The organism is Gemmobacter caeruleus (genome assembly GCF_008271655.1).
GTDB lineage: Bacteria > Pseudomonadota > Alphaproteobacteria > Rhodobacterales > Rhodobacteraceae > Gemmobacter > Gemmobacter caeruleus.
The window spans coordinates 230900-252340 of sequence record NZ_VKKX01000022.1 but is presented as its reverse complement, the minus strand read 5'-3'; the positions used below and the strand labels follow the sequence as shown (position 1 = coordinate 252340).

The following is a 21441-nucleotide window of genomic DNA, read 5'->3' as shown; positions in this document are numbered from 1 at the left end:
CTCAGCGCTCCTTCACATAGGGTTCGCCCCCGGCGCGGGGCGGAATGGCCTTGCCCACCAGCCCGGCCAGCACGATCACCGTCAGCACATAGGGCAGCGCGTCCAGCGCCGGTACCGGGATTTTCAGCCCGATATTGGCCAGCACATCCGGCCGCAGCGCGAGCGACTGGAAAAACCCGAACAGAAGACAGGCCCAAAGCGCATGCCAGGGCCGCCATTTCGCAAAGATCAGCGCCGCCAGCGCGATATAGCCGCGCCCCGCCGTCATCTCGCGCCCGAAACCGGCTTGCAGCCCGGTTGCCATATAGGCCCCCGCCAGCCCGCACAGCACGCCCGCGATCAGTACGGCGGCAAAGCGCAGCCGCTTGACCGACACGCCCGCCGTATCGACCGAGGCCGGGTTTTCCCCCACGGCGCGGAGCCGCAGGCCGAACCGCGTGCGAAACAGCAGCCACCACGTCGCCGGCACCATCAGCAGTCCGACATAGACCAGGATCGGATGCCCCGAGACGACATCGGCATAGAACGGCCCCAGCACCGGCACGCCGCGCAGCGTTTCGGCCAGCGGCAGGGTGATCTCGGCCATCCGCGCGCCCCCCTCCAGCGGGGGCGTGCGCCCGCCCTGATCGAACAGCGCCAGCGCCACCAGCACCGTGATGCCCGAGGCGACAAAGTTCAGCGCCACCCCCGAAATCAACTGATTGCCCCGGAAGGTGATCGAGGCCAGCCCATGCGCCAGCGCAAAGATCAGCGACCCGCCAATCGCCGCCAGCATGCCCAGCCAGACCGAGCCGGTCAGATAGGCGACCGATCCCGCGCACATCGCGGCCATCAGCATCTTGCCTTCCAGCCCGATATCGAAGACGCCCGCGCGTTCCGAATAAAGCCCGGCGAGACAGGCAAACAGCAAGGGCGTTGCCAGTCGCAGCGTGGTGTCCAGCATCTGAAGAAGCGTTGCGTAATCCATGGCTCAGCCCCCTCTCACGCCTGACGCGGGCGGAAGAACACGCCCAGCATCATGCGCACCATCTGGTCCAGCGCGCCGGTGAACAGGATCACCAGACCCTGCACGACGATGCGCAATTCGATCGGGATCGTGGTCTCCAGCCCGAGTGCGGCGCCCCCCTGATAGAGAAAGCCGAACAGGATCGCCGCCAGAAACACCCCGATCGGATGATTGCGCCCCATCAGCGCCACGGCGATGCCGATGAAGCCCGCCCCCTCGGCGGAGTTCTGCAACAGCCGTTCCGCCTGGCCCATCACATTGTTGATCGCCATCATGCCGGCCAGCGCGCCCGAGATCAGCATGGTGATCATGGTGATCTTCACCGCCGAGATCCCGGCATAGCGCGCCGCCTTTTCCGATTTGCCAAAGGCGCGGATCATGTAGCCCAGCCGGGTATGCCACAGCAGGATCCAGGTGCCGATACAGGCCAGGATCGCCAGGAAGAAGCTGATATTGGCCGGCACCTTCTGATACATCGGCAGGCCCTGCGGATTGAGCCGCACCTGACCGTCGGGCGTATAGCGCAGGAAGAAATCGCCGATCAGCGGCAGTTCATGGAATTTCGGCAGCGACACCACCGCCGGGAACCGCGCCGAGGCCGGGTCCATGCTGCCTTGCGGGCGCAGGAAATCGACCAGCAGATAGATCATCAGCGCGGCGGCGATGTAGTTGAACATGATCGTGGTGATCACGATATGGCTGCCGCGCCGGGCCTGCAAATAGGCCGGCACCGCCGCCCAGGCCGCCCCGAACAGCGCCGCCGCCGCCATGGCGCCCAGTAATGCCAGCGACCAATGCGGCCAGGGCAGGAACAGGCAGCACAGCGCCACCCCCAGCCCGCCCAGTTGCGCTTGTCCTTCAGAGCCGATGTTGAACAGCCCCGCATGATAGGCCACCGTCACCGACAGGCCGGTGAAGATGAAGGATGTGGCATAATACAGCGTATAGCCCCAGCCATAGGGCGACATGATCGCGCCCTTGACCATCACGCTCAGCGCCTCGACCGGGCTTTGCCCGATGGCGAGCAGCACCAGCGCCGAGACCAGCGCCGCCAGCAGCAACGAGATCAGTGGCACCAGAACGACATCCGCCCAGGTTGGCAATTTGGTCATGCCGCGTCTCCCCCGGTGATGCCGGCCATCAACAGGCCCAACTCGCGTTCATTGGTGGTTTCGGGGTCGCGTTCGCCCATGATGCGACCGTCAAACATCACGGCGATGCGGTCCGACAGGCTCATGATCTCGTCCAGTTCGACCGAGACCAGCAACACCGCCTTGCCCGCGTCGCGCAGCGCCACGATCTGCTTGTGGATGAATTCGATCGCGCCGATATCGACCCCGCGCGTGGGCTGACCCACCAGAAGCAGGTCGGGATTGCGCTCGATCTCGCGCGCGACGACGATCTTTTGCTGGTTGCCGCCCGAGAAATTCTTGGCGGCCAGCGTCGGGATCGGCGGGCGCACGTCAAAGGTGGCCATCTTGGCCTCGCAATCGGCGCGGATCGCGGCATTATCCATGATCAGCGCGTTCTTCTGGAATTCCGGCGCGTGGTGATAGCCGAAGGCCACGTTTTCCCAGGCGGTGAAATCCATGATCAGACCCAGCACCTGCCGGTCCTCGGGCACATGGGCGATGCCATCGGCGCGGCGGCTTTGCCCGTCGGAATGGCGGCCGGTCAGGTCAAGCGGCTGGCCGTTCATGCGCACGCTGCCGGTGGCGCGCGCGATGCCGCCCAGCACCTCCAGCAGTTCCGACTGGCCATTGCCGGCGACACCCGCGATGCCCAATATCTCGCCCGCGCGGATGGTCAGGCTGATGCCCTTGAGCCGCTCGACCCCCTGATCGTCCTTCACGCGCAGGTTCTCGACCTCCAGAATGGTGCGGCCGGGCTGGGCGGGGGCCTTTTCGACCTGCAACAGCACCTTGCGGCCCACCATCAGCTCGGCCAGTTGTTCGGGGCTGGTCTCGGCGGTCTTGACCGTCGCGGTCATCTGGCCGCGCCGCATCACGCTGACCGTATCGGTGATCTCCATGATCTCGCGCAGCTTGTGGGTGATCAGGATGATGGTCTTGCCCTGATCCTTGAGCCCGCGCAGGATGCGGAACAGGTGGTCGGCCTCGGCCGGGGTCAACACGCCGGTCGGTTCATCCAGAATCAGGATTTCCGCCTGACGATACAAGGCCTTGAGGATTTCGACCCGCTGCTGGTGGCCCACGCTCAGATCCTCGATCAGCGCATCGGGATCGACATCCAGTTCGTATTCGCGCGACAGATCGTCCAGCACCTTGCGGGCCTTGGAAAGTGACGGCGCCAGCATCGCGCCGTCTTCGGCGCCGAGAATGATATTCTCCAGCACCGAGAAATTCTGCACCAGCTTGAAATGCTGGAAGACCATGCCGATGCCGGCGCGGATGGCGCTCTGGCTGTCGGGGATGGGGGTGACGCGGCCGTTGATGAGGATCTCGCCGCTATCGGCCTTGTAGAACCCGTAAAGAATGGACATCAGCGTGGATTTGCCGGCGCCGTTCTCGCCGATGATGCCGTGGATCGACCCCTTGGCGACCTGGATCGAGATGTCCTTGTTGGCTTGAACCGGACCGAAGGCCTTGGAGATGCCTTTCAGTTCGATGGCGAAGGGGGCGGCAGATGCCTGCCGCCCCGTCTCGTTGGCCCCCGCCATGGCGATCAGAACGTCGCCGCCGGGCAGGTATTGTCCGACATGTAGTCATGCACGACCAGTTCGCCCGACTTGATCTTTTCGGCGGCGGCATCCACGGCGGCCTTCATTTCCGGCGTGATCAGGGCTGCGTTGTTGTCATCCATGGCGTAGCCCACGCCTTCGGATTTCAGATCGAGCGCCTGCGGCGCAGTCTCCAGCGCCTCGCCGGCCTTGAACGAATTGTAGACCGCGACATCGACGCGCTTGAGCATCGAGGTCAGCACCTTGCCCGGATGCAGGTGGTTCTGGTTGCTGTCCACGCCGATCGACAGGATGCCTTCATCGGCGGCGGCTTGCAGCACACCGATGCCGGTGCCCCCGGCGGCGGCAAAGATCACGTCGGCGCCCTGGCCCTTTTGCGCCTTGGTCAGCTCGGCGCCCTTGACCGGGTCGTTCCAGGCGGCGGGGGTGGTGCCGGTCATGTTCAGCACGACCTTGGCATCGGGTTTCGCCGCCATCACGCCCTGCGCATAGCCGCAGCCGAATTTGCGGATAAGCGGAATGTCCATGCCGCCGATAAAGCCGACGGTGCCGGTCTTGGAGGCCATCGCGGCCAGCATGCCCACCAGATACGACCCTTCATGTTCGGCAAAGCCGATCGACAGCACGTTCGGATTGGTGGCCGGATCGACCCAGCCGTCGATGGTCACGAATTTGGTATCGGGATAGTCGGGCGCCACGGCGGCGATCGGATCCGACATGCCAAAGCCCGTGGTCACCACCGGGTTGGCGCCCGATTCCGCCAGTTGCCGCAGCGCCTGTTCGCGCTGCGCCTCGGATTGCATTTCCAGTTCCTTGAAGGTGCCGCCGGTTTCCTCGGCCCATTTCTTCGCACCGTTATAGGCGGCCTCGTTGAAGGATTTGTCGAATTTGCCACCCAGATCGTAGATCACGGCCGGTTCGGCCGAAACCATGGCCGAAGTCAGCGCCAGGGTTGCCGCCGCGCCGAGCAGGGTTTGAGTCAGGGTCATGGAAATCTCCCGGTTATCGTTACTTTTTTTCGCCGCCCGGCGGTTGCCGGGGCGGGGTTGTGCCCCGGATTAGGGCGGGAATGGCCCAAGCGGTCAAGATGGAATCGCGGGGCGGTTGCGGCGGCGTTGATCTTTTGGTCAAGATTTCAGCGCAGCGGCCGCGCCATCACCAGCGCATCCAGCGGCGGTTGCGGCGGGCGGGCGTAATAGCCGCGCCGCCGGCCGGCCTGTGCGAATCCGGCGGCGCGATACAGCGCCTCGGCGGGGGCATTGTCGGCGGCCACTTCCAGAAAGGCGGTCTCGGCCCCGCGCGCGGCGGCCTCGGCCAGAAATGTCGCGACCAGGGCGCGGGCGATGCCGCGGCGCCGGGCCTCGGGGGCGACGGCAAGGGTCAGCAGCTCGGCCTCGCCGGCGACGGCGCGCCCCAGCAGGAACCCCGTCGCATCGCCCAGCAGGAAACAGGTCGGATCGGCCAGGAAGCCCGCGAATTCCGCCGCCGTCCAGGGGCGCGGGGTGTCGAGGCAGCGCGCATGCAGCGCGGCCAGCGCGTCGGGCGCGGTCATGGCAGGATCACGGGCGGCGGATCGGCGGGGGGGGCTGCATCGGCGCCGCGCAGATAGAACGGCGCAGGGCGCGCGCCGGGGGCGCGGGTCGCGGCGATGCGGGCAATCGCCTCGGCCAGCGGCAGGGCAGGGGGCAGCCCGTCGGCAAAGGCCGATCCGCTGCGATGCGGCGCGGCGGGCAGGGCGGCGCGCGGCATGAGGCGGGCGGTTTCCTGCCCCGGCAGGTCAAAGCCCTGAACATAGGCCTCGTCGCGCCGCGCGTCTTCGGCCAGCAGCAGCGGGCGGGGCAGGCCATGGGCCAGCGCCTCCAGCCGGGTGACGCCGATCGCCGGAATGCCAAGACCGAGCGCCAGCCCCCGCGCCGCCGCGACCGAGAGCCGCACCCCGGTGAAGTTGCCCGGCCCGGTGCCGACGCCGATGCGGGTCAGGTCACGCCAAAGGGTGCCGCCCTCGGCCAGCACGTCCTCCAGCAAGGGCAGCAGGCGTTCGGCCTGGCCCTTTTCCATCGGCTCCAGCCGGTTCAGCACCCGGCCATCGGGCAAAAGCAAAGCGGCCGCGCAATGCGCGGCCGATGTGTCGAAGGCCAGAACCGTCTCAGGCGGCAACGGGGCGCACCTCGGTCACCTCGGGGATGTAATGGCGCAGCAGGTTCTCGATCCCCATCTTCAGCGTCAGGGTCGAGGAGGGGCAGCCGGCGCAGGCGCCCTGCATGTGCAGATAGACGATGCCGCGATCAAAGCCGTGAAAGGTGATGTCGCCGCCATCCTGCGCCACGGCGGGCCGCACGCGGGTATCCAGCAATTCCTTGATCTGGCGCACGATATCTTCGTCTTCGGCGGCGTGGTTGCTGGCATGGCCGCCCTGCGGCGCCTCGCCCCCCATCACCGGCGCGCCGGATTGGTAATGTTCCATGATCGCGCCCAGGATGCCGGGCTTGATATGATCCCATTCCGCCGCTTCGGCCTTGGTCACGGTCACGAAATCCGACCCGAAGAACACGCCCTGCACGCCGGTCACCGCAAAGATACGCGCGGCAAGCGGGCTTTTCGAGGCGGCCTCGGCACTGGGGAAATCGGCGGTGCCCAATTCCAGCACATCGCGGCCGGGCAGGAATTTCAGCGTCGCGGGGTTCGGCGTGGATTCGGTCTGGATGAACATCGTTTCCTCCGGGCGGTCTGCCGCCGGACGGCGGCGGGGCGGTCAGCCGCCGGATGGCGGCAGGGCAGTCAGCCGCGAGATGGCGGCGGGTCGCTGTGGATATGCGCCCGCCGCCCCCCGAAGTCAAGGCAAGCGCCCGGTCAACGCCCTGTCAACAGCCCGGCGCTGCGGCCATCAGTCATTGGTCCAATAGCCATACATCTGCTCGATCACCGACAGTTCGCGCAGTTTCTTGGTCTCGATTTCAGGCGTGTAATAGGCCGGCGTCGCGTCTTTCGCAGGTTCGACGGGATCGGCCTTGCGGGTTTTCACGGCACGCAGGAACATGGGATCAGCCTTTCGGTCATGTCTCCCTCCCCACACATACTATATGCTGCAATGCAGCAAAAAGCCAGCCTGCCGTAACGGAAGCCTCAGTCCCGCGCGACGGCGCGCCGCAGCCGCGCCAGCATCCAGCGCACGATCAGCCGATGCGCCGGCCCGACGGGCAGCATGTAGGCCCGGCCAAAGCGGTTATGCGTGACGACCGAGGCGGTGATCGACAGATCGCGCCCCGCCGTCTCGACCGTGATCATCACATCCAGATGCCGGTCGCGCGCGGTCAGCACCAGCTCGTCCGGGCCCACCCCCTCGACCAGAAAGAAATCCATCCGGTCGCCCGGCCGCGGCGGCCCCATCGGCCGGCCGGAAAAGCCGCCGATCCGTGCCACCCCGAACCGCGCCGAGATCGCGTCCCGCAAGCGGAAGGCCAGTTTCAGCCCCGGCAGCGGATCGGTCATGATGCGGTTCCAGGCCTCGACCGGGTCAAGCCGGCGCGCCAGCGTCACGCGCTGCACCGCGTGGTAATCCAACTGCCCGAGCGGGGCGACCAGCCGTGTCATACCCCGGCCCCCGTCAGGTGATCGCCTCAAGCCGTTCCTTCGACATGTCGCCCGGCACGATGGTAATCGGGATCGGCAGCGAACCGGAGTTACGGCTGAGCGTGGTGACCAGCGGCCCCGGCCCGGATTTCTCGGTGCCGGCGCCCAGCACCAGCACGCCGATGGACGGATCGGCCTTCACCTGATCCAGAATCTCGGTCGCCGGATCGCCCTCGCGGATCACGAGTTCGGGGTTCACCCCCTGCCGGTCGCGCATCCATTTGGCAAAGACCTCGAAATGTGCCTCGATCCGCTCGCGCGCCTCGGCCCGCATCAGATCGGCAACGCCGATCCAGTGGCGAAATTCCTCGGGCGGGATGATCGACAGGATCTGCACGCCCGCCCCGGTATGCGCCGCCCGCAGCGCGGCATAGCGCATCGCATTGAGGCATTCGCGGCTGTCATCCAGCACAACCAGAAACTTGCGCATCTCGCCCTCTCCTGTCGCGGGGGATCATGAACCGGCCGGACAAGGTTTGTCCAGCCTTGTGAGGCGCGCGCGGCGGCTCAGCGCCATGCGCCGCGCATCATCGCCAGATGCAGCGCCAGCGACGGGATGAAGAACAACAGCCACCCCGTCGTGAAGAACACCCAGATCAGGCCGGGAAACCACAGCACGCAGAACACCACGCCGATCGCGCCGGTGACCCGCATCGCCTGGCCCGCCGGCAACAGGCGGCGCAAGCCCGATTGCAAGAGCTTGCCCCCGTCCAGCGGCTGCACCGGCACCATGTTGTAAAAGAACAGGAACAGGTTGAGCATAGCGGCAAAGCTGAGCCAAGGCAGCAGCGTCATCGCCATCGGCACCCAGGACGGACTGGCCAGCCCCAGCCGATACAGGCCCTGCACCGCCAGCCCGCAGATCGCCCAGAGCGCGAGGTTCACGATCGGCCCCATGGCCACGATCAACTCGTCCTGCCGGTTGGTGCTGCGCTGGTGTTCGCAAAAGCCACCGCCCGCACTGATCACGATGCGCCGCACCGGCACGCCCTGCACGCGGCAGCCCCAGGCATGGCCCAGCTCGTGCAGATAGACCGACAGGAACAGCATCCCGAAGATCACGACCGTAAAGAAGATGCCGCCCCCGCGCATGACCGAAAAGGTGGCCATCATCAAGAACAGCAGCCCCGCCGACTGGCGCACCTCGACCGGCACGCCGAACAGGCCGCGAAAGGTAAAGAGATTGGCCTCCAACACAGGCTCCGCTTCAGATCATCCGCGCAACATCGCTGTGCGCCCAGTCCATGTAAAGGGTGCGCACATGGTCGGTCATCTTGCGGCTGCGATAGGTGACATCGTCGAACCGCGCGACCGAGGTGACCTTGGAGAAGTTGCCCGACAGGAACACCTCATCCGCCGCCGCGACATCGGCAAAGCTCAGCACCGCCTCGCGCACCTCGATCCCGTCGGCGCGCAGATTGGCGATGTGGCGCGCCCGCGTCAGCCCCGACAGGAAGGTGCCATTGGCGACCGGCGTGAACACCATGCCATCCTTCACGATGAACACATTGGCCGTGGCGCTTTCGGCAACATTGCCAAGCGCGTCGGCCACCAGCGCATTGCCAAAGCCTTTGGCCTGCGCCTCGACCAGCATCCGCGCATTGTTGGGGTAAAGACAGCCCGCCTTGGCATTGCAGACCGCATCCTCCAGCACCGGGCGGCGAAACCGCGTGCGGGTCAGCGTGGTCTGCGCGGCGGCGGGTGGCATCGGCACCGCCTCCAGACACAGCGCGAAACGGGTGGAATTTTCCAGTGGCGCAATGCCCAGATCCGACCCGGCAATCGCCCAATACATCGGCCGCACATAGACCGCCGTGTCGCGGCCATAGGCGCGCAACCCCTCGCGCGCGATATCGAGCATCGCCTCGGGCGTCAGGGTCGGGGTGATCATCAGCGCCTCGGCCGAACGGTTCACCCGCGCCAGATGCAGGTCCAGATCGGGGGCGATCCCGTCGAACAGCCGCGCCCCGTCAAAGACCGACGAGCCCTGCCAGATGCCGTGATCGGCCGCGCGCATGACCGCGATGTCGCCTTCGTGCCAGCGCCCCTCGAACCAGGTGCGGATATCGGTGCCGAATGCCATGCGGGCCTCCCTTCGTTGCGGCAAGGTTAAGCACCCCGCCGCGCCAAGGTCCAGCCGCCTGCCTGTATGGGTGACAATTCGGCGCGCTCAGGGCGCCGCCGTCCGGGCACGCCATTCCGAAGGCGTCATGCCGCGCGCCTTGCGAAAGGCCCGCGTCAGGTGGCTGTGATGGGCAAAGCCGCAGGCGGCGGCCACCTCGGCCAGCGGCAGCCGCGCCGCGATCAGCGCCTCGGCCCGGCGGATGCGCATCCGCTCCACCCAGGCCTGCGGCGTCAGGCCGGTGCTGGCGCGAAACGCCCGGTGAAAGTGAAACTCCGACAGGCCCGCAAGCGCCGCCAGATCGGCCAGCCGGTGCGGCGCCTCGGGTTCCTCCTCGACCGCCGCGCGCAACCGGCGCAACACGCGCGGCGCCAGACCGCCGGCCAGAGGCCCCTGCCGCAATCCCAGCCAGCCCGGCGCGGTCAGCAGATGGTGCATCACCGCGTTCAGCCCGGCCCGCGCCACCGTCGGATCGGCCTCGACCGCCAGCGCGCAGAGCAACCGGCGCAGCGTCGCATCCTCGGCATAGGTCACTTCGGGCAGCGCCACGCGGCCGGGGCTGGCCTCCAGCACCTCGGCGGCAAAGGCGCGCAGCGCGGCATCGGGAATGTAAAGGTGCTGAAAGGCAAAGGCGCCCTCGATCTGCCAATCCGACCGCGCCCCCTGCGGCATCAGCGTCAGCGCCCCGGGAAAGCCCGTCCCCGAAACCGGCCGGTCCGCCCGGCGCGAGGCGGTGCCCCCTTCGGTATAAAGGCTCAGCACATGGCAGCGGTCGTTCTCATACTCCACCCGGTCGCGCAGGTTCGACCAATGCGCCAGACCAAAGCCCTCGCCCAGATCGCGCGCGGCGATCAGGCGGGCATTGGAACGGCCGAGCCGCTGAAAGACAGACGCTTGCAACATGTCCCCTGACTAGCACCGCCGCCGTGCCGGTGGAATGGCCCGCATCCCCGCCCGCGCGCGAAACCGCAAGATCGTGCAACCCGCCCCCCCCTTCATCTGTTCAAAAATATCCTGCGGGGAGGTCCGGAGGGGTGCAAAACCCCTCCGGCGCCCGCCACAGGGCGCGCGGCCCGGCAAAAGCCGCAAGATCGTGCAAGCCCGCCGCGCCCGTCTGCGCTATGCCGGGGGCATCATGCTGAACCTCGCGCTATTCGCCACCACCGTCCTGATCTGGGGCACGACATGGATCGCCATCGCCTTTCAACTCGGCCCGGTGCCGGTGCTGGTGGCGGTGTTCCACCGCTTTGCGCTGGCCGCGCTGCTGATGCTGTCTGGGCTCTGGCTCATGGGGCGGCTCACCGCGCTGCCGCTGCGCCAGCACCGCTTTGTCATCCTGCAAGGCATCTGCCTGTTCTCGATGAACTTCATCTGCTTTTACAACGCCACGCGGTTCATTCCCTCGGGGCTGGTCTCGGTGATCTTTTCGCTGGCCACGATCTATAACGCGGTGAATGCCCGGCTGATCTTCGGTGACCGCATCCGCCCGCGGGCGCTGCTGGCCACGGCATTGGGCGCGGCGGGGCTGGTCTGCCTCTTTGCCCCCGAACTGACCGGGCATGCGGTGAATGCCGACGCGCTCAAGGGGATTGGCCTGGCCGCCCTGGGCACGCTGTTCTTTTCCTTCGGCAACATGGTGTCGCGGCGCAATTCGGCGGCGGGCATCCCGCCGCTGACGGCAAATGCCTGGGGCATGGGCTATGGCGCGCTGATCCTGCTGGCGATCATCGCCGCCACCGGCACGCCGCTGATGGCGCCGCAGGGCGGGCGTTACCTCTGGGCTCTGATCTATCTGTCGGTCGCGGGCTCGATCATCGGCTTCACCACCTATCTGATGCTGGTGCAGCGCATGGGCACCGGGCGCGCGGCCTATGCGACGGTCTGCTTTCCGGTCATCGCGCTCATGGCCTCGGCCCTGTGGGAGGGGTTCGTCTGGGCGCCGCTGGCCCTTGTCGGGCTGGGGCTGACGCTGGCGGGCAATGCGGTGATGTTCCTGCCCGCCCGCCGCGCACCGGTTCAGCCCGCCTCGGCCAGCAGCGCGTGAAGGTCGAGCCGCGCGCTCACCATCGCCAGATTGCCCTCGGCGTCGCGCGGCCAGTCGGCCTCGGCCCGGTCGCGATAGAGTTCCACCCCGTTGCCGTCCGGGTCGCGCAGATAGATCGCCTCGCTCACCCCGTGATCGGAGGCGCCTTCCAGCGGATAGCCCGCCTCCACGATCCGCTTGAGGGCGCCGCCCAGACTGGCGCGGTCGGGGAACAGGATGGCGGTGTGATAAAGCCCGGTCGTGCCCGGGGCCGGCGGCTTGCCGCCCTTCGATTCCCAGGTGTTCAGCCCGATATGGTGGTGATAGCCGCCCGCCGACAGGAACACCGCCTGGCTGCCATAGCGCTGCGTGACCTCAAAGCCGAGTATCCCCTGATAGAAGGCCAGCGCCCGGTCTAGGTCGGCGACCTTGAGATGGACATGTCCGATACGGGTTTCGGCGGGCAGGACGGGGGTGGACATCGCTTTGATCCTTGAGGGGCGTGATGCCCCCAAGATAACCCCGCCCCGCCCCCGCGATAAGGCGAGGCACCGCACAGCACCTGCGCATTCCTGCGGCCGGGCCGCCTCAGCGGTTCCTCAGCCGGGCGCGCAGGGTGGAGAGGCCGCCGGGGCTGACGGCGAAGGACAGCAGGAAACCGGTCGCAAAGCCCATCAGTTCCGCGATCCACCAGGGTGCCGCGCCGAAGATCAGCCCGAACAGCAATTGCACCCCCATCAGGAAGGCGATGAAGGAAAAGGCGCGATACTGCGCCGCCCCCGTGCCGCGCAGCCGGGTCCAGAGCAGCCAGGTGAAGGCGCCGATCAGGCCATAGACGCCCGGATAGCCGCCAAACAGCGGCGCCTCGATGAAGGGCAGGGCCGAAAAGCCAAGGGCTGCCACGATGCTTGACAGCAGGAACACCGCCAGCACCGCCCACCAGCGGAACACCTCGCCCACCATCTTGCCCAGGGCCAGCAGCATGACCACCACGAACACCGCCTGCGTGACCGAGCCCTGCACGAAGGGATAGGTCACAAACCGCAGCAGCCCGTCCAGCGGCCAGACGCCATTGGCAAACATCCAGCGCACCAGTTCCGGCGCCACGGCAAAGCGTTGCAGCGCATCCACCCGCCAGCCGATCGCCGTGGGCCCGCCCACCAGCCCGCTTTCGCCGGCCGACAGCACCAGTTCCATGGCGATCATCGGCAGGGCGATGGCCCAGACCACCCAGGGCAGGGGATTGATCGGCGGGGCGGTCAGGTCGTCGCGCATGGCACCTCGGTTCATTGACGCTGCATCGGGGGGAGGGTAAGCCGAAGCCGCAGCCATTTCCAGACGGAGTTCCCCATGTCCGAGCCGGTCCAAACGCCTCAGACCTTCACCCCGCGCATCTTCTCGGGCATCCAGCCTTCGGGCGGGCTGACCCTTGGCAATTATCTGGGGGCGCTCAAGCGCTTTGTCGAGAAGCAGGGCCAGGGCATCGAGACGATCTATTGCCTGGTGGACATGCACGCGATCACCGTCTGGCAAGACCCCGAAAAGCTGCGCCAGCAGACCCGCGAAGGCGCCGCTGCCTTCATCGCCGCCGGCATCGACCCGGCCCGGTCGATCCTGTTCAACCAGAGCCAGGTGACGGCGCATGCCGAACTGGCCTGGATCTTCAACTGTGTGGCGCGCATGGGCTGGATGGGCCGCATGACCCAGTGGAAGGACAAGACCGCCGGCAAGAATGCCGAGGCGGAATCGCTGGGCCTGTTCGCCTATCCGGCGCTGATGGCCGCCGATATCCTGGCTTACAAGACCACCCATGTGCCGGTGGGCGAGGATCAGAAGCAGCATCTGGAACTGACCCGCGATATCGCGGCCAAGTTCAATCACGACTACAAGGTGAACTTCTTTCCGATCACCGAGCCGGTGATCGAAGGCGCCGCCACCCGGGTCATGAGCCTGCGCGACGGGTCGAAGAAGATGTCGAAATCCGACCCGAGCGACCAGAGCCGCATCAACCTGACCGACAGTGCCGAGGCCATCGCCGCCAAGATCCGCAAGGCCAAGACCGACCCGGAGCCGCTGCCCGAAACGCTGGAGGGTCTGAAAGACCGCCCCGAGGCGCGCAATCTGGTCAATATCTATGCCGGGCTGGCCGGTCGCACCGCCGAGGATGTGGTGGCGGAATTCGCCGGCGCGCAATTCGGCAGCTTCAAGCCCAGGCTGGCCGATCTGGCCGTCTCGGTTCTGGCGCCGATCACGACCGAGATGAACCGCCTGATGGCCGACCCGGCCGAGATCGACCGCATTCTGGGCGAAGGTGCTGCCCGCGCCGACGCCATTTCGCGCCCGATCCTCGAACAGGTCTATGACATCGTGGGCATGGTGCGGTCGCGGCGCTGACCATTTTCAGGCGCGCGCCGTGCCGTGCGCCTGACATCCCTGTGGTCTTTCGCCGCGCCGGTGGCCGGGATCTGCCATGCGGAGTGAGATTTCCGGCGCGGAAGGGCGGGGGTGTCTGCGGATTGGCCGATGATCTGCGCCGGGTTTGCGCGGGGTGCAGCACGGTGTCACCGAATCGTTGCGTGAAAATGGCAAGGTGGTCTCGCCGGGATCCCTTCCCCAGGAGCCTTGCCCGGCAGATTGGCGCATGGTCCCCGATCCGGTGCATCCCCCTCCCGGGTCGGGGTTTCCTTGGTGCCGCGCAAGGCGTAAGGAGGGGATCATGACCCAGACCCTGCCGCCATGCCCCGAATGCCGTTCCGCCTTTACCTATGAGGCGGATGCCCTGCTGATCTGCCCGGAATGCGGCCATGAATGGACCGCCGGCGCCGCCGAGGATGACGCGGTGGTGTGCGATGCCGTCGGCAATCCGCTGGCCGATGGCGATACGGTGACGGTGATCAAGGATCTGAAGCTCAAGGGTTCGTCCGGGGTCATCAAGGTCGGCACCAAGGTGCGCGGCATCCGTCTGGTGGCCGGCGATCACGATATCGACTGCAAGATCCCCGGCATCGGCCAGATCGGCCTCAAGTCGCAATTCGTGAAAAAGGTCACGGACTGAACGCGACCTACCCGCGATTGCGGCGCAGGGCAGATTTGAATTCCGACAGGCGGAAGGCGCCCAGCAGCGTGCCGGCGGCGAAATAGCAGGCCATGCCGGTGAAGACCAGCGCGCCCAGTGCGAACCAGCGCCAGCGCGCGGCATCTAGCGCCGGGCCAAGCGCCACGGTCAGCCCCCAAAGCACCGCGCCCATCACCGCCGAGGCCAGCAGGATCCGCCAGAGCCGCGACCGCAGCCGCGCGTCGAAATGCGCGGCCTCATCCATCTTGCGCGCGCCCAGCCACAATTGCGCGACCATGGTCCAGCCCGAAACCGTGGTGGCCAGCGCCGCCGCGATGAAGCCGATCCAGGGCATCAGCCCGATCGCCAGCCCGGCATTCACCACCATCGACCAGAGCGCAAAGCGGAACGGGCTGCGCGTATCCTCACGCGCGTAGAACAGCGGCTGCAAGACCTTGTGCAGCACAAAGGCCGGCAGGCCCAGCCCATAGGCCGCCAGCGCCAGCGCAGTATTGGCGGTATCGTCCGGGCCAAAGGCGCCGCGCTGGAACAGCACCTGCACCAGCGGCATGGCGATGACAACCAGTGCCACCGCCGCCGGCACCGTCAGCGCCAGCGCGAATTCCGCGCCGCGATTGAGCGCCTCGCGCCCGCCCGCGCTGTCGCCCGCGCGCAGCCGGCGGCTCAGTTCCGGCAGCAGCGCCGTGCCGATGGCAATGCCCACCACGCCCAGCGGCAGCTGATACAGCCGGTCGGCATAGGACAGCCAGGAAATCGCCCCCGTCGTGCCCGAGGCCACCTGCCGCGACACGATCAGGTTGATCTGCACCACCCCGCCCGCCAGCAGGGCAGGGCCTGCGATGATCAGCAGCCGCCGCAGATCGGGTGTCCAGCGCGGCAGGCGCAGCCGGGGGGCAAAGCCCGCGCGGGTTACGGCCCACCATGTCCAGCCCAGTTGCGCGATGCCCGTTACCGGCACGGTCCAGGCCAGCGTCTGCCCCATATCCCAGCCCCGCCAGGCCGCCAGCGCCATGGCGGCGATGAAGACGAGGTTCATCAAGACCGGCACAAAGCCGCTTTCGGCGAATTTGCCATGCGCGTTCAGCACCCCCGACAGGAGCGCAAAGAGCGAGATGAAAAAGATATAGACAAAGGTGATCCGCCCGAATTCCACCGCCAGGTCGAACCGCGCATCGCCGGCAAAGCCCGAGGCCATGGCCCAGACCAGCCAGGGCATCGCCAGCGTGCCGATCACGGTGAAGACCGCCAGCACCGCCCCCAGCCCGGAAAACGCATCCTGTGCGAAATCCGACGCATCCTCGCCCGCCTCAAGCTTCTTGGCATAAAGCGGCACGAAGGCCTGGTTGAACGCGCCCTCGGCAAAAAAGCGGCGGAACATGTTGGGCAGGGAAAAGGCCACGTTGAAGGCATCGGCCACTGGCCCCGCCCCCAGATAAGAGGCCATCATCATGTCGCGGGCAAAGCCCGCCCCGCGCGACAGGAGCGTCCAGCCGCCCAGCGTGACGACGTTGCGGATCAGGGATTTCGTCATCTCGCTTCCATCAGGCCTGTGCGCGCTCGGCCCCTTCGACGATCGCCTGGCGCAGCTTCTTTTCCAGCGCGTCCTGCTTGGATTTGGTGTGCAGCTTCAAGCCGAACATGTCCTTCACATAGAAGCTGTCCACCACCTGCGCGCCATAGGTCGCGATCACGGCGCTGGCGATATAGATGTTGTTGGCCGCCAGCGTGCGCGTCAGGTCATAGAGCAGGCCCGGACGGTCGCGCGTATCGACCTCGACGATCGTATAGATCTCCGACCCTTCATTGTCGAAGGTGACATGGGTGGGAAAGCGGAATTCGCGTTCGCGCTTTTTCACCTTGTCGCGATCGGCCAGCGCCTGACGCGGCTTCACCTCGCCGCGCAGGGTCTTGTCGATCATCTGTTGCAGGCGCGGCAGCTTGGACACCTCATAGGGGTGGCCATCGGCATCCTGCACCCAGAAGACCGCGGTCGCGTAGCCGTCTTTCGACGTATAGGTGCGCGCGTCCACCACATTGGCGCCCACCAGCGCCAGCGCGCCCGCCAGCCGCGAAAAGATGCCGGGGTGATCGGCCAGCGCGAAACAGGCCCGCGTCGCATCGCGCGCCGGATCGGGATCGAGGTCGATGCGGATCTCGTCATCGCGCAGCCCGCGCAGCATGCGGGCAAAGGTGGCCTGGGTCTCGGTCATCAGCCCCTGCCAGTAGGGGGCGTAATGGCGGCCCAGCTCGGTGCGCAGATCCTTGGCATCCCAGCCGGTCAGCGCGGCGCGCAGCGCCTGCTTGGCCTCGTTCTCGCGCCGCTCGCGGTTGACGTTTTCCAGCCCGCCCTCAAGCGCCTCGGCGGTCTGGTTGTGCAACTGGCGGATCAGCTGGGCCTTCCAGTTGTTCCAGGTGCCCGGCCCCACGCCGCGAATGTCGCAGACCGTCAGCGCCGTCAGCAGGTCGAGCCGCTTTTTCGTCTTCACCGCCTTGGCGAAATCGCGCACCGTGCGCGGGTCGCCGATATCGCGCTTTTGCGCCATGTCGGACATCAGCAGGTGATAGCGGATCAGCCATTCGACGGTCTCGCTCTCCTCCTCGGTCAGGCCGAGACGCGGGCAGACCCGGCGCGAGATCTGCGCGCCCAGGATCGAATGATCCTCGGGCCGGCCCTTGCCGATGTCATGCAGCAGCAGCGCCACATAAAGCACCCGGCGGTTCACCCCCTCGGCCAGGATGCCCGAGGTGAGCGGCAGTTCCTCGACCAGTTCGCCCCGCTCGATCTGCGCAAGGGTGGAGACGCATTGGATGATGTGTTCGTCCACCGTGTAATGGTGATAGACGTTGAACTGCATCATCGCCACGATCGGCTCGAATTCCGGGATGAAGGCGCCCAGCACGCCCAGTTCGTTCATCCGGCGCAGCGCGCGTTCGGGATTGCCGTGTTTCAGCATCAGATCAAGGAAGATGCGCTGCGCCTCGGGGTCTTCGCGCATGTCGTCGTCGATCAGGTTCAGGTTCTGCGACACGACCCGCATGACATTGGGATGAATGAGATAGCCGCTGCGCAGCCCTTCCTCGAAGACGCGCAGCAGGTTCAGCTTGTCCGACAGGAACTTGCGCGTATCCGCGATATCCAGCCGCCCCTGCACCAGCTTGAAGCCCGGCGCGACGTTCTTCTTGCGGCGGAACATGCCCATCAGGCTGGCCTCGGGCTTGGCGTGCCGCGCCTCCAGCTGGGTCAGGAAGACCCGCGTCAGCTCGCCCACCCGGGTCGCATGGCGAAAGTAATCCTGCATGAACACCTCGACCGCGCGGCGTCCGCCGCTGTCGTGATAGCCCATGCGCGCCGCCACCTCGACCTGAAGGTCGAAGGTCAGCTGATCCATCGCGCGCTTGCAGATGTAATGCAGATGGCAGCGCACCGCCCACAGGAAATTCTCGGCGCGGTTGAAGGTGGCGAATTCCTCCTGGGTGAACAGCCCGGCCGAGACCAGCCCCGCCGGATCGCTGACACGGTTGAGGTATTTGCCGATCCAGTAGAGCGTCTGAAGGTCGCGCAGCCCGCCCTTGCCTTCTTTCACGTTGGGTTCCAGCACATAGCGCTGGCCGCCCTGGCGCTTGTGGCGGTCGGCGCGTTCCACAAGCTTGGCCTCGATGAACTCGGCCCCCGTGTTGCGAAACAGCTCTGACCAGAGCGCGTCGTCCAGCTCGCGCGCGATGACCGGATCGCCGGCAATGAAGCGGCTTTCCAGCAGGGCGGTGCGGATGGTGATATCCTCGCGCCCCAGGCGCAGGCAGTCGCGGATCGTGCGCGAGGCGTGGCCGACCTTCAGCTTCAGATCCCACAGCATGTAGAGCATGGTCTCGATCACGCTTTCCGCCCAGGGGGTGATCTTCCAGGGCGTCAGGAACAGCAGATCGACATCGGAAAAGGGCGCCATCTCGGCCCGGCCATAGCCCCCCACGGCCAGCACGCTCAGCCGTTCGGCCTCGGTCGGGTTGGGCAGGGGGTGAAAGATCTGGCGTGCCAGATCAAAGGCCAGCGTCACCAGCCCGTCGGTCAGGTGGCTTTGCGCCCGGGTCAGCGCCCGCGCCTCCAGCGGGCGTTCGGCAAAGGCCTCGGCCAGCGCGGCATTGGCCGCCGCCTTGACGCGCGCCATCTCGCGCACCGCGACGGCGCGGCCATTGCGCGCATCGGGCTCGTCCGCGATGGCGCTGGCGATTTCGGCAAAAATGGCGCGGGGGTCGATGATCTCGACCCCCGGCAGCAGCATGTCCTGCGTGGAAATGGCGGCGCGATGCAGCACGTCCGGCCTCCGGCGCTCAGAACCCGGCGCCGCCGAAACTGCGCGGCGCGGGGTCGATGATGCTGATCTGGTTGTTCTGGATCGTGGCAATGGCGAGCCCGCGTTCATTGGTGCCATCGGGGCGCAGCCGGAAGATGCCGTTGACCCCCACAAACCCCGATCCCTGGCTCAGCGCCGCGGCCGAGAAGGGGGCATTGCCGCGCTTCATCAGCGCACCGATCGCCGCGATCCCGTCATAGGCCAGGCCCGAAATCGGGTGCGGCGGCTCGCCATAGGCGGCCTGGTAGCGCGACTGGAACTGACCGTAAAGCGCAGGGTCGGGCAGCGCGAACCAGCCGCCCTGCACGCCCGGAATCGCCAGCGTTGCCGCCGGAATGTCCCAACGGGTCAGGCCGATGAAGGCGGTGGAGGGCGGGCTCAGCCCGTTGTCGCGCAGCATCTGCGTGATGAGCGGCAGCGCCGCATCGGTGGTCGCGGTCAGGAATACGGCCTGTGCATTGCTGTTGCGCGCGGCGGCAGCGATGCCCGGCGCGGCGGCGGCGATGCCGTTCTGCGACAGTTCATAGCTCTGGATGCCGGCGATCTGCCCGCCATTGGCGCTGATCGCCCGCTGGATCGCCGCCCCGCCCAGCTGGCCCGCGATGTTCTGATCCTGCACCACCATCACGCGACCCTTGCCCTGACGCACGGCAAAGCGGCCCAGCCGGTCGGCGGTGTTCTGGAAGGTCGGGCCCAGCACAAAGACATTGCCGCCGGCGACATCGGTATTGTTCGAAAAGGACAGGACATTGACGCCCCGGCCCGCCACCGCCAGCCCGGCCGCATTGGCCTCATGGGCATAGACCGGGCCCAGGATGATGCGCGCGCCCTCATCCACCGCCTTGATCGCCTGCGATTGCGCCTGCGCGGCATTGCCGGCCGTCGGATAGATGCGCAGGTCGATCCGCTGGCTGCCCAGATCGGAAATGGCCAGCCGCGCGGCGTTTTGCAGGCCCCGCGCCAGCAATTCGTCATGCGCCTGCCCCGACCCCGAGGGCACCAGCAGCGCCACCTGCACCTTTTCGCCGGCGCCCAGCTTGGCGCCGCCCCCGCCGCCCGGGCCGGAGGACGGCACGCAGGCCGAAACCGCCATCGCGGCCACAACCGCGACGGCGCGGCCAAATCTGTTACGGGCCAGCGACTTGCGGGCCTTGTCGAAAAGGGCGAACATGCAGGCTTCCTCATTCTGATCGGCGGGCAGACCGGGGAAGGATACGCGGCGCCAACGCCGAAGTAAACGCGACAGCAAGGGGGAATTCCGGCATGAGCGGAACCGGACCGATCATCGGCAAGCTGGAACCGGCGCTGCATCTGGTGGCAACGCCCATCGGCGCGGCGCGCGACATCACCTTGCGCGCGCTGGATATCCTGGCTTCGGCCGATGTGCTGGCGGCAGAGGACACCCGCACCCTGCGGCACCTGATGGAAATCCACGGCATCGCGGTGAATGGCCGGCCGCTGATCGCGTGCCACGACCATAACGAAGGCCAGGTCAGCCCGCGCATCCTCGCTGCCCTGCGCGAGGGCAAGTCGGTCGCCTATGCCTCCGAAGCGGGCACGCCGCTGGTCTCGGATCCCGGGTTTCAGCTCGCCCGTGCCGTGCTCTCCGAGGGGCTGACCCTGCGGGCCGCGCCCGGCCCCTCGGCGGTGCTGGCGGCGCTGACCGTCGCGGGCCTGCCTTCGGACCGATTCCTGTTCGCTGGCTTTCCGCCCGCCTCGGGCGGCGCCCGGCAGAGCTTTCTCGAAGGTATCGCCCGGGTGACGGCGACGGTGATTCTGTATGAAAGCCCCAAACGCATTCACCGATTGTTAGATGAATTGGGGAATCATCTGGAGGAGACGCGGCCCATGGTGCTGTGCCGCGAACTGACCAAACGATTCGAGGAAACCCTGCGCGGGTCTCTGGCCGATCTGCGTGACAGCCTGGCGGGGCGGGAATTGCGCGGCGAACTGGTGGTGCTGATCGACCGCGCGCCCGATCAGGCGGCGGGCGAGGCCGATCTCGACGCGGCGCTGCGGCGCGCGCTGCGGGACCATCGCGTGAAAGAGGCCGCGGCCATGGTGGCCGAGGCATTGAACCTGCCGCGGCGCGACGTCTATCAGCGCGCGCTGCGCCTGTCGGAGGAGTGACACGATGCGCCAGATCCGGGGAAGAACCGCCTGGGCCGCCGGCCTCGCGGCCGAGGGGACGGTGGAGCGGCATTACCAACGGGGCGGCTGCACCATCGCCGCGCGGCGCTGGCGTGGCCATGGCGGCGAGATTGATCTTGTCGCCCGTGACAAGGACGAGATCGTGTTCATCGAAGTGAAGAAAAGCAGCACCCATGCCGCCGCTGCCGCCCGGCTGGGGCCGCGACAGGTAGCACGCCTGTTTGCCGCCGCCTCGGAATATCTGGCGGGTGAACCCTTGGGGCAGCTGACGCCGGTGCGCTTTGACGTGGCGCTGGTGGACGGCATCGGCGCGGTGGAGATTCTGGAAAACGCGCTGGCCGCCTGATTGCATCGGCCCGCCCGGTCGGGCAGGAAGGGGCAAC

23 protein-coding genes are annotated in these 21441 nt (G+C 66.9%); 5 read left to right on the top strand and 18 right to left on the bottom strand.

Features of this window, described 5'->3' with window-relative positions; genetic code table 11:
- Position 1: 1 nt before the first annotated feature.
- The 13 genes from FOA17_RS08175 to FOA17_RS08120 all read right to left on the bottom strand — a co-directional run bounded on the left by FOA17_RS08175 (position 2) and on the right by FOA17_RS08120 (position 10362).
- Positions 2 to 967: an ABC transporter permease gene (locus FOA17_RS08175; protein WP_149140977.1), complete on the bottom strand. Its 966-nt coding sequence runs from the start codon at positions 965 to 967 to the stop codon at positions 2 to 4.
- A gap of 14 nt (positions 968 to 981) precedes the next feature.
- The gene (locus tag FOA17_RS08170; RefSeq protein ID WP_149140976.1) at positions 982 to 2118 is read right to left on the bottom strand and encodes an ABC transporter permease; all 1137 of its coding nucleotides are present in this window, start codon (positions 2116 to 2118) and stop codon (positions 982 to 984) included.
- The gene (locus FOA17_RS08165; RefSeq protein WP_149140975.1) at positions 2115 to 3686 is read right to left on the bottom strand and encodes an ABC transporter ATP-binding protein; all 1572 of its coding nucleotides are present in this window, start codon (positions 3684 to 3686) and stop codon (positions 2115 to 2117) included. Before FOA17_RS08165 ends, FOA17_RS08170 begins: the two co-directional genes overlap by 4 nt.
- A gap of 5 nt (positions 3687 to 3691) precedes the next feature.
- The gene (locus FOA17_RS08160; protein ID WP_149140974.1) at positions 3692 to 4696 is read right to left on the bottom strand and encodes a BMP family lipoprotein; all 1005 of its coding nucleotides are present in this window, start codon (positions 4694 to 4696) and stop codon (positions 3692 to 3694) included.
- A 146-nt stretch (positions 4697 to 4842) separates the two neighbouring features.
- A complete protein-coding gene (locus FOA17_RS08155; protein ID WP_149140973.1) occupies positions 4843 to 5259 on the bottom strand; it encodes a GNAT family N-acetyltransferase in 417 nt (138 codons plus the stop codon).
- On the bottom strand, positions 5256 to 5864 hold the full coding sequence (tsaB, locus tag FOA17_RS08150; protein WP_149140972.1) for a tRNA (adenosine(37)-N6)-threonylcarbamoyltransferase complex dimerization subunit type 1 TsaB: 609 nt from the start codon (positions 5862 to 5864) through the stop codon (positions 5256 to 5258). The genes FOA17_RS08155 and tsaB overlap by 4 nt, the downstream gene beginning before the upstream one ends.
- Entirely contained in the window at positions 5854 to 6417 is a 564-nt protein-coding gene (locus FOA17_RS08145; RefSeq protein WP_149140971.1) for a NifU family protein, read from the bottom strand. Before FOA17_RS08145 ends, tsaB begins: the two co-directional genes overlap by 11 nt.
- Before the next feature lie 174 nt (positions 6418 to 6591).
- Positions 6592 to 6744: a hypothetical protein gene (locus tag FOA17_RS19715; RefSeq protein WP_162528190.1), complete on the bottom strand. Its 153-nt coding sequence runs from the start codon at positions 6742 to 6744 to the stop codon at positions 6592 to 6594.
- Between the two features lie 86 nt (positions 6745 to 6830).
- Positions 6831 to 7298 (bottom strand): DUF2867 domain-containing protein, encoded by a 468-nt coding sequence (locus FOA17_RS08140; protein WP_149140970.1) that lies wholly within the window; start codon positions 7296 to 7298, stop codon positions 6831 to 6833.
- 13 nt (positions 7299 to 7311) lie between these two features.
- A complete protein-coding gene (locus FOA17_RS08135) occupies positions 7312 to 7767 on the bottom strand; it encodes a universal stress protein (protein WP_149140969.1) in 456 nt (151 codons plus the stop codon).
- Positions 7768 to 7844: 77 nt separating this feature from the next.
- Entirely contained in the window at positions 7845 to 8531 is a 687-nt protein-coding gene (locus tag FOA17_RS08130) for a site-2 protease family protein (RefSeq protein WP_149140968.1), read from the bottom strand.
- 13 nt (positions 8532 to 8544) lie between these two features.
- The gene (locus FOA17_RS08125) at positions 8545 to 9420 is read right to left on the bottom strand and encodes a branched-chain amino acid aminotransferase (RefSeq protein WP_149140967.1); all 876 of its coding nucleotides are present in this window, start codon (positions 9418 to 9420) and stop codon (positions 8545 to 8547) included.
- An 87-nt stretch (positions 9421 to 9507) separates the two neighbouring features.
- Positions 9508 to 10362, bottom strand: a complete 855-nt coding sequence (locus tag FOA17_RS08120) for a helix-turn-helix transcriptional regulator (protein ID WP_149140966.1) — start codon at positions 10360 to 10362, stop codon at positions 9508 to 9510.
- A gap of 190 nt (positions 10363 to 10552) precedes the next feature.
- On the opposite strand from FOA17_RS08120, the gene FOA17_RS08115 reads away from it, so the two are divergent.
- The gene (locus FOA17_RS08115) at positions 10553 to 11503 is read left to right on the top strand and encodes a DMT family transporter (protein WP_238991766.1); all 951 of its coding nucleotides are present in this window, start codon (positions 10553 to 10555) and stop codon (positions 11501 to 11503) included.
- Here FOA17_RS08115 and FOA17_RS08110 read toward each other — a convergent pair.
- On the bottom strand, positions 11476 to 11964 hold the full coding sequence (locus FOA17_RS08110) for a VOC family protein (RefSeq protein WP_149140965.1): 489 nt from the start codon (positions 11962 to 11964) through the stop codon (positions 11476 to 11478). The two genes, FOA17_RS08115 and FOA17_RS08110, sit on opposite strands and share 28 nt — an antisense overlap.
- Positions 11965 to 12070: 106 nt before the next feature.
- Entirely contained in the window at positions 12071 to 12757 is a 687-nt protein-coding gene (locus FOA17_RS08105; RefSeq protein WP_149140964.1) for a rhomboid family intramembrane serine protease, read from the bottom strand.
- Between the two features lie 75 nt (positions 12758 to 12832).
- On the opposite strand from FOA17_RS08105, the gene trpS reads away from it, so the two are divergent.
- Positions 12833 to 13876, top strand: a complete 1044-nt coding sequence (trpS, locus tag FOA17_RS08100; protein ID WP_149140963.1) for a tryptophan--tRNA ligase — start codon at positions 12833 to 12835, stop codon at positions 13874 to 13876.
- Between the two features lie 322 nt (positions 13877 to 14198).
- On the top strand, positions 14199 to 14537 hold the full coding sequence (locus FOA17_RS08095; protein ID WP_149140962.1) for a zinc ribbon domain-containing protein YjdM: 339 nt from the start codon (positions 14199 to 14201) through the stop codon (positions 14535 to 14537).
- A gap of 7 nt (positions 14538 to 14544) precedes the next feature.
- Here the strand turns inward: FOA17_RS08095 and murJ are convergent, their stop codons facing one another.
- From murJ to FOA17_RS08080, 3 genes are read right to left on the bottom strand one after another with little or no spacing between them, the layout of a single operon-like run.
- Entirely contained in the window at positions 14545 to 16089 is a 1545-nt protein-coding gene (gene murJ, locus FOA17_RS08090; RefSeq protein ID WP_149140961.1) for a murein biosynthesis integral membrane protein MurJ, read from the bottom strand.
- 10 nt (positions 16090 to 16099) lie between these two features.
- Complete coding sequence (locus tag FOA17_RS08085; RefSeq protein WP_420841703.1) at positions 16100 to 18976, bottom strand: [protein-PII] uridylyltransferase; 2877 nt, start codon at positions 18974 to 18976, stop codon at positions 16100 to 16102.
- Entirely contained in the window at positions 18885 to 20078 is a 1194-nt protein-coding gene (locus tag FOA17_RS08080) for a penicillin-binding protein activator (protein ID WP_149140960.1), read from the bottom strand. The genes FOA17_RS08085 and FOA17_RS08080 overlap by 92 nt, the downstream gene beginning before the upstream one ends.
- 92 nt (positions 20079 to 20170) lie before the next feature.
- On the opposite strand from FOA17_RS08080, the gene rsmI reads away from it, so the two are divergent.
- On the top strand, positions 20171 to 21037 hold the full coding sequence (gene rsmI / locus FOA17_RS08075; RefSeq protein ID WP_149140959.1) for a 16S rRNA (cytidine(1402)-2'-O)-methyltransferase: 867 nt from the start codon (positions 20171 to 20173) through the stop codon (positions 21035 to 21037).
- Positions 21038 to 21041: 4 nt separating this feature from the next.
- On the top strand, positions 21042 to 21404 hold the full coding sequence (locus FOA17_RS08070) for a YraN family protein (RefSeq protein ID WP_420841695.1): 363 nt from the start codon (positions 21042 to 21044) through the stop codon (positions 21402 to 21404).
- Positions 21405 to 21441: the final 37 nt, after the last annotated feature.